The 7394-nt window shown below is 70.3% G+C and carries 10 protein-coding genes; 5 read left to right on the top strand and 5 right to left on the bottom strand.

What is annotated here, in order from left to right:
- Nucleotides 1-20: 20 nt before the first annotated feature.
- Both ACFWQC_RS26455 and ACFWQC_RS26460 read right to left on the bottom strand, forming a co-directional pair.
- On the bottom strand, nucleotides 21-482 hold the full coding sequence (locus ACFWQC_RS26455) for an NfeD family protein (RefSeq protein WP_350658947.1): 462 nt from the start codon (nucleotides 480-482) through the stop codon (nucleotides 21-23).
- A gap of 69 nt (nucleotides 483-551) precedes the next feature.
- A complete protein-coding gene (locus ACFWQC_RS26460) occupies nucleotides 552-1349 on the bottom strand; it encodes an ABC transporter ATP-binding protein (RefSeq protein ID WP_355227777.1) in 798 nt (265 codons plus the stop codon).
- 133 nt (nucleotides 1350-1482) lie between these two features.
- Between ACFWQC_RS26460 and ACFWQC_RS26465 the strand changes: the two genes are divergently transcribed.
- Both ACFWQC_RS26465 and serB read left to right on the top strand, forming a co-directional pair.
- A complete protein-coding gene (locus ACFWQC_RS26465; RefSeq protein WP_378685198.1) occupies nucleotides 1483-2265 on the top strand; it encodes a hypothetical protein in 783 nt (260 codons plus the stop codon).
- A 34-nt stretch (nucleotides 2266-2299) separates the two neighbouring features.
- A complete protein-coding gene (gene serB, locus ACFWQC_RS26470) occupies nucleotides 2300-3544 on the top strand; it encodes a phosphoserine phosphatase SerB (RefSeq protein WP_378685201.1) in 1245 nt (414 codons plus the stop codon).
- 69 nt (nucleotides 3545-3613) lie between these two features.
- Here the strand turns inward: serB and ACFWQC_RS26475 are convergent, their stop codons facing one another.
- Genes ACFWQC_RS26475 through fabG form a run of 3 tightly spaced genes read right to left on the bottom strand, consistent with a single transcriptional unit; the run spans nucleotide 3614 to nucleotide 5642 of the window.
- A complete protein-coding gene (locus tag ACFWQC_RS26475; protein WP_378685204.1) occupies nucleotides 3614-4120 on the bottom strand; it encodes a SixA phosphatase family protein in 507 nt (168 codons plus the stop codon).
- 17 nt (nucleotides 4121-4137) lie between these two features.
- Entirely contained in the window at nucleotides 4138-4911 is a 774-nt protein-coding gene (gene fabI / locus ACFWQC_RS26480; RefSeq protein WP_378685207.1) for an enoyl-ACP reductase FabI, read from the bottom strand.
- A 2-nt stretch (nucleotides 4912-4913) separates the two neighbouring features.
- Entirely contained in the window at nucleotides 4914-5642 is a 729-nt protein-coding gene (fabG, locus tag ACFWQC_RS26485; protein ID WP_378685209.1) for a 3-oxoacyl-ACP reductase FabG, read from the bottom strand.
- A 140-nt stretch (nucleotides 5643-5782) separates the two neighbouring features.
- On the opposite strand from fabG, the gene ACFWQC_RS26490 reads away from it, so the two are divergent.
- Genes ACFWQC_RS26490 through ACFWQC_RS26500 form a run of 3 tightly spaced genes read left to right on the top strand, consistent with a single transcriptional unit; the run spans nucleotide 5783 to nucleotide 7263 of the window.
- Nucleotides 5783-6106 (top strand): DUF3099 domain-containing protein, encoded by a 324-nt coding sequence (locus tag ACFWQC_RS26490; protein ID WP_378685211.1) that lies wholly within the window; start codon nucleotides 5783-5785, stop codon nucleotides 6104-6106.
- Nucleotides 6106-6300 carry an acetone carboxylase gene (locus tag ACFWQC_RS26495; RefSeq protein ID WP_355021354.1) on the top strand — a complete coding sequence of 65 codons (195 nt, stop codon included), beginning with the start codon at nucleotides 6106-6108 and terminating at the stop codon, nucleotides 6298-6300. Before ACFWQC_RS26490 ends, ACFWQC_RS26495 begins: the two co-directional genes overlap by 1 nt.
- Nucleotides 6301-6324: 24 nt before the next feature.
- A complete protein-coding gene (locus tag ACFWQC_RS26500; RefSeq protein ID WP_378685214.1) occupies nucleotides 6325-7263 on the top strand; it encodes a nucleoside hydrolase in 939 nt (312 codons plus the stop codon).
- The last annotated feature ends 131 nt before the right edge of the window (nucleotides 7264-7394 follow it).

Consider the following 7394-nt stretch of genomic DNA (forward strand, 5'->3'; position numbering starts at 1 on the left):
TGCGTCAGGTTGCCCGGAAACTACGGAGTCCCGAGCTCCGGAAGAGGATGGACGTACGCCGTCGCTCCTCTGATCTCGAGCACCTCGACCGGCGTGCCGGCCGCGATCACGAGCGTCTCGTCATACGGCTGAGCGGTCCAGAGCTCGCCGTCGAGCTTGAGCTGCCCAGGCTTGTGGGCGCTGATCTCGACGGGAGAGATGGCCTGGACGCCGATCAGCTTCTGCGCGCCGATCTGGATCTCCGGGCCGTTGTGGAGCCGCCTGGCCAGCCCCGGGCGTACAACCGCGAGCATGGAGACCGAGACCGCCAGCGCGACGATCGCCTGGATCACGAAGCTGTCGGTGAACGCGCCCGTCAACGCGCCCGCGAAGGCGCCGGTGGCGAGCATCAGCAGGATCAGGTCGAGGCTGAAGAGCTCTCCGACGACGAGCAGCGCTCCGAGTGCCGTCCAGATCGCCCAGTCCCAGTCCTGCCAGTCCATGGGCGTCACCCTATCCAGACGGGCCACGCGTTGTGGGGACGTTTGGGTACCGACTTCTTAACGTTAGGTCTACCGGGTGTGGCGGGCGCGACGCTTGGCCCAGTAGCGGCCATCGCTCGCTTCGAGCTCGAGTGGCATGCCGAAGGTCTTGGAGAGGTTGGCCGAGGTCAGCGTGTCGTCGATGAGCCCCTGGGCCGTGATCCGGCCGGAGCGCATCATCAGGACATGGCTGAAGCCGGGCGGGATCTCCTCGACGTGGTGGGAGACGAGCACGGTCGCCGGGCTGTCGGGGTCGTAGGCGAGCGTCGACAGCGTCGAGACGAGGTCCTCGCGCCCGCCCAGGTCGAGCCCGGCGGCGGGCTCGTCCAGGAGCAGCATCTCGGGGTCGACCATCAGCGCCCGGGCCAGCTGGACGCGCTTGCGCTCGCCCTCGGACAGAGTGCCGAACATTCGCTCACCGAGGTGCTTGATGCCGACCTCGATCAGCAGCGCCTGGGCGCGGTCGTGGTCGAGGTCGTCGTAGTGCTCGCGCCAGCGGCCAACGACGCCGTAGGACGCGCTCACCACGACATCGCGGACGAGCTCGTGGCGCGGGATCCGGTCGGCCAGCGCGGCGGAGGTCAGGCCGATGCGCGGGCGCAGCTCGAAGACGTCGATCCGGCCGATCTGCTCGCCGAGGATCTTCACGACGCCCGATGTGGGGTGGAGCTGGGCCGCCGCAGTCTGCAGCAGCGTGGTCTTGCCGGCGCCGTTGTGGCCGAGGATGACCCAGCGTTCATCCTCCTCGACCACCCAGCTCACAGAGTCGAGAAGGGCGTTGCCCCCGCGGCGTACGGTGACGTCGTTGAACTCCAGCACGGCTGCCATGGCGGCAAATCTATCGGCAGGGGTTGGCCGGCCCGGGGTTAGGGTAGGCGCCCGTGAGCGCCAGCGAACAACCAGTCAGATCCAATACGCCGCCGCCTTCGTATCATCGCGCCTGCGCAACGGAGGTGACGGCGTGAGTGTCGAGGATGCGGAGCTGGATTCAGGGTCGGTGGAGACCACTCCCGAGGCGCTGCGCCTGGCCTGGTGGGTGACGGCGTGGCTGCGCGGTGAGGCGGTCACCGATCTGGTGCTCGATGCGGTGATCGGGCCCGACGCGACCCACACCGTCAGCGGGCTGGCCGATCTCGGGCTCGGTGGCGACGAGGGGGTCGCGGACACCTTCGTCAGCGGGATGGGACGGCTGCGTACGGAGGGGGCGACCTGTGTCGGGGTCGCTTTCCCGGCCGAGGGCGACCCGGTCGGGCTGGGCGGACCCCGGGCCTTCAACACGGCCGCGATGGAGGCCGGCGAGGCCGTGGTGAGCGACGCCGGGATCGGGCTCGTGCCGGTCCGGGTCGGCGCTGTCGTCGAGTGGCAGGCGTACCCGGCCCAGCGCCGGCAGCTCCCCGACGTCGGCGAGGCCGACCGGGCCCTCCGGCTCGCACTGACCGAGTCCGCGACGGCGCTTGCCGAGCTCGACGTCGCCCGGTGGCGGCCCGAGGTCGCCGACCGGCTGATGAACCTCCGCCACCGGCCCTCGCTGGCCGGCGCGCCCGGGGTGCCGGCGCGGTGCGTGGAGCTCGCTGCTCGTGGCGTACAGGCTCGGGAGATCGTCGCGGTGGCGCTCGAGGACGAGGGCGGCGCCGTCTCAGCCGCGGAGATGTTGCGGCGGCGAGAGGCCCTGGTCGGCCTCGACCGCGCGGCGCGGAGGGCGCTCACCGCGGCGGGATCGCCCGAGGTGTGGCCGCCGAACTGAGACGCAGGCGCCGGCTCCACTATCGTTTGCCGAGATGACCGAGGAATTCGACGCGCTCGAGCGCCGTCCCGACACCCTGCTGATCACCCTCGCCGGAAACGACCGTCCTGGGCTGACCTCGGCCACCTTGGCGACGCTCGCGCTGGCGGGGGTCGACGTGGTCGACCTGGAGCAGATCGTGCTGCGGGCGCGGCTCGTGCTCGGGCTCCTGGTGACCGCCCCGGCCGACGCGGCGAGCACCGACGCGCTCAAGCACGCGATCGAGGAGACCGCCCATGCTCTCGACATGACCGTCGAGATCGAGGAGGGCGTCGGCGACACCCCGCGCGAGCCGTCCGACCGCGCCCGGGTGACGGTGCTGGGCCTGCCGCTGAAGGCGGCCGCGCTCGCGTCCGTGACGCGTACGATCGCCTCGGCCGGCGGCAACATCGACCGGATCATCAGGCTGGCCCGCTACCCGGTCACCGCCTTCGACCTGCACGTCTCCGGCGCCTCTCCCGACGAGCTGCGCGTCACTCTGGCGGCCGAGGCCGCCGCCCAGGGCGTCGACATCGCGGTGCAGCCCGCCAACCTCGTCCGCCGCGGCATGCGCCTGATCGTCATGGACGTCGACTCGACGCTGATCGACGGCGAGGTGATCGAGATGATCGCCGCCCACGCGGGCTACGAGAAGGAGGTCGCCTCCGTCACCGAGGCGGCCATGCGCGGCGAGCTCGACTTCGAGGATTCGCTCCGGGGGCGGGTGAAGTACCTCAAGGGTGTCCCCGCGACCGCGTTGGACGAGGTCTATGCCGGGCTCGTGTTGAATCCCGGCGCGCGGACGATGGTCCGCACCCTGCGCCGGCTCGGCTACCGCTTCGCCATCGTCTCGGGCGGGTTCTCACAGATCACCGACCGGTTGGCCGCCGACCTCGGCATCCACTACGCCCGCGCCAACGAGCTCGAGATCGTCGACGGCGTGCTCACCGGCGAGGTCGTCGGCGAGGTCGTCGACCGGGCCGGCAAGGCCCGCGCGCTTCGCGAGTTCGCCGCCGAGATCGGCATCCCCGAGGCGGCCACCGTCGCCATCGGCGACGGCGCCAACGATCTCGACATGCTCGCCGCCGCCGGCCTCGGCATCGCCTACAACGCCAAGCCCGCAGTACGTTCGGCCGCCGGGACCGCCATCAACGTCCCCTATCTCGACACGATCATGTACCTCCTCGGCATCTCCCGCGAGGAGATCGAGGCCGCCGACGCCGAAGCCGGCATCGTCACCCCCGCCCCGCCGCTCATCTGAGACCCTGCCGAGTCGGCTCGTCCTCACTCGACGGGAGTCCTCGTCAGCTTGCGCCGACTCGGCGCGGGGTCAGGCGCGGGCTACGTGGAAGGCGGTGACGGAGGCCTCGGCCTCGTCGAGCTCGGACCAGTCGCCGTCGTAGGTGAGTACGGCGACGGCGGCGGTCGGGAAGCCGAGGGCGAGCTCGTTGCCGGCCTCGTCGTCGCCCTCGCCGTCGTCGAGGAGCTGCACGAGCGAGAACACGGTCGGGTTGTGACCGATCACCACCACCGTCGAGATGCCTTCATCGACCCCGCGGACGAGGTCAAGGGCGGTGGAGGTGCCGGCGGCGTACAGACCCTGGTCGTACTCCGCCAGCGTCAGGTCCCACGACGCACCGACCGCGACGTCCTCCCAGGTCTGGGTGGCGCGGTCGGCCGCCGAGACCAGCACGTAGTCCGGGACCACGCCCTGCTCGGCCAACCACGCCCCCGCTGCGACCGCGTCGGCATGGCCGCGCTCGGTCAGCTGGCGCTCGTAGTCGGTGGGTGCCGACGACTCCGCCTTGGCGTGCCGCATGATGACGAGGGTCCGCATGCGGCAACCCTATGGCCTCACGCACCCAGCGAGTGATAGCCCCCGTCGACATGGATGATCTCGCCGGTGGTCGCCGGGAAGAAGTCCGAGATCAGCGCGCAGACGGCCTTCGCGGTCGGGCCCTGGTCGGTGTTGTCCCAGCCCAGCGGCGCCCGGCTGCCCCAGCCCTCGTCGAGCTCCTCGAAGCCCGGGATCGCCTTGGCGGCGAGCGTCTTGAGCGGCCCCGCGGAGACGAGGTTGCAGCGGATCCCGTCAGGACCGAGATCGCGGGCGAGGTAGCGCGAGGTCGACTCGAGCGCCGCCTTGGCAACACCCATCCAGTCGTACGCCGGCCAGGCGACCGTCGCATCGAAGGTCAGCCCCACGATCGACGAGCCCGGAGACAGGAGCGGCCGGGTCGCCATCGCGAGCGACTTCAGCGAGTAGGCGCTGACCTGAACCGCCTGGGAGACGTCCTCCCAGGGACCGTCGAGGAACTTGCCGCCGAGGAGCGTCTCAGGGTTGCCGTACGCGATCGAGTGCACGACCCCGTCGAGCCGCTCGACACCCTCGGCCCGGAGCGCGTCGGCGAGTCCGTCGAGGTGCTCCTGGTTGGTCACGTCGAGGTCGAGGACCGGCGGCTCCTCGGGGAGCCGCTTCGCGATCCGCTTGGTGATCGACAGCGCGCGGCCGAAGTTGGAGATCAGGACGCGGGCGCCCTGCTCCTGGGCCACCTTGGCGACCGCGAAGCCGATCGAGGAGTCCATCGTGACCCCAGCGACGAGAACAGTCTTGCCGTCCAACAAACCCATGATCAGTGCCCCATTCCAAGTCCGCCGTCGACCGGGATCACGGCCCCGGTCACATAACCCGCATCAGCCAACCACGTCACGGCCGTGGCCACCTCGTCCGGTGACGCGTAGCGCCCCAACGGCACCCGCTCCGTGATCGCCTTCTGCTGCTCATCGGTGAGGACCGCAGTCATCTCGGTCTCCACGAACCCCGGCGCGACCACGTTGGCGGTGATCCCCCGCGAGCCGAGCTCGCGAGCGAGCGATCGGGCCATGCCGACCAGCCCGGCCTTCGACGCCGCGTAGTTGACCTGGCCCGGGTTGCCCATCAGCCCGACGACCGAGGAGATGAAGATGATCCGCCCGCGGCGCAGCCGCAGCATGCCCTTCGAAGCCCGCTTGGCGAGCCGGAAGGACGCGGTCAGGTTGGTGTCGATCACGGAGGTGAAGTCGTCCTCCGACATCCGGAGCACGAGGGTGTCCTTCGTGATCCCGGCATTGGCGACGAGGACCTCGACGGGTCCGTGGGCCGCCTCGGCGGCGGCGTACGCCTCCTCGACGGCGGCCGGGTCGGTGATGTCACACACCAGGTCCAGGGTCCCTTCCGGAGCCCCGCCCTTGCGGGAGGTCACGGCAACGTTGTCGCCGTTGGCGACGAAGGCCTCGGCGATCGCCCGGCCGATGCCGCGGCTGCCGCCGGTCACCAGCACCGAGCGCGGTGCCTTGGTTGTGGGGTTTTCACTGTCAGTCACAGGCGCGACGGTAGCGATTACTTCGGCGTACGACCAATGTCTTGGATTTGCTTGTGAGAACCATCCAAAGTCCATCGGAGCGCCCCTGTTGGGTCCACACCATTGACCGGATGCCATCGGCCACGACCTAGACTGGCGGTATGTCCAAGGCGCAACCGATCAGGATCACGACGGCCGGGCGCAGCCGCGCCGAGGACATCGCGATCCGCCAGAAGCGCTACGCCATCTCGATGTCGATCCGCTCGCTGTGCTTCATCGGTGCCGTGATCGCCGGTCTGGCCGGCATCGGCTGGCTCTGGCCGATCCTGATCGCGGCTGCCCTGATCCTGCCCTACGTCGCGGTCGTCATGGCCAACGCGACCAACACCAAGAGCGACGAGATGAACCTGATGGACTCGCCCTACGGCCCGCGCCAGCTCACCAGCGGACGCGAGCAACAGCTCCACGAGAAGGACGAGCGCTGATGGGGGCGCTCGACTCCGACCTGTGCTCGGCCAAGGGCTGCCAGGACTCCGGTTCGTGGGAGCTGCAGTGGAACAATCCCAAGATCCATACGGCCGACCGGCGTAAGATCTGGCTCGCCTGCGAGACGCACAAGGAGTCGCTCAGCGACTTCCTGGGCGCGCGCGGATTCCTCAAGGACGTCGTCCCTCACTAGCTGTTCCCCCGGAGAGGTCGTGCGATGAACCCGATCCCTGTGCTTCTCGACTGCGACCCCGGCCACGACGACGCCATCGCGATCCTGCTGGCCCTGGGCAGCCCTCACATCGACCTGCTCGGCATCACCACCACCTTCGGCAACTGCCGGGTCGAGAAGGCGACCTACAACGCCCAGCGGATCCTGGCGCTGGCGCGCCGGCCCGATGTCCCGGTCGCCACCGGTGCCGCCGGGCCGCTGGCCGGTGAGATCCACATCGGCGACTTCATCCACGGCGCGACCGGGATCGACGGGCCCGACCTTCCCGAACCGCTCGCTGCGCCGGTCGCCGTCGGGGCGGTCGAGTTCCTGCGTACGTCCCTCCTGGCCGCCCCGGATCCCGTCACCGTCGTCGCCACCGGACCGATCACCAACGTCGCGGTGCTGCTGCGCGACCATCCCGAGGTCGGCCCGAAGATCGCCGAGATCGTCTTCATGGGCGGCTCGACCGAGCGCGGCAACACCACGCCGTCCGCCGAGTTCAACGCCTACGCCGACCCCGAGGCCCTCGACCTCGTCCTCACCAGCGGGCTGCCGATCCGGATGGTCGGCCTCAACCTGTCCCACCAGGCGCTGGCCACCCCCGAGGTCGTCGCGCGGATGCGGGCCATGGATCATCCGGTCGGCCGGGCGTGCGCCGACCTGATGGGCTTCTTCGGCGGCACCTACTCCGACGTCTTCGACTTCGCCGCGCCGCCCGTCCACGACCCCTGCACCATCGCAGCCCTCATCGACCCCGGCCTGATCACCTGGCACAAGTCGTTCGTGGCTGCCGAGACCGAGGGCCGCTGGACCCGCGGCGCCACCGTCGTCGACCTGCACGGGCGCCTCGAAGAGCCGCCCAACGCCCAGGTCGCGATCACCCTCGACGTCGAGGGCTACTGGGACCTCGTCCTGGACGCCGTCGACCGCGTCGGCTCCTGAGGCCGAGGCGTCACCCCCGTCGGCCGAGGCGTCACCCCGGTCGGCCGAGGCGTCACCCCGGTCGGCCGAGGCGTCACTCCCGTCGGCCGAAGCGTCACCGCGGTGACAACTCGGCCGACGCGGGTGACGCC

The organism is Nocardioides sp. NPDC058538, assembly GCF_042719275.1.
Taxonomy (GTDB): Bacteria; Actinomycetota; Actinomycetes; order Propionibacteriales; family Nocardioidaceae; genus Nocardioides.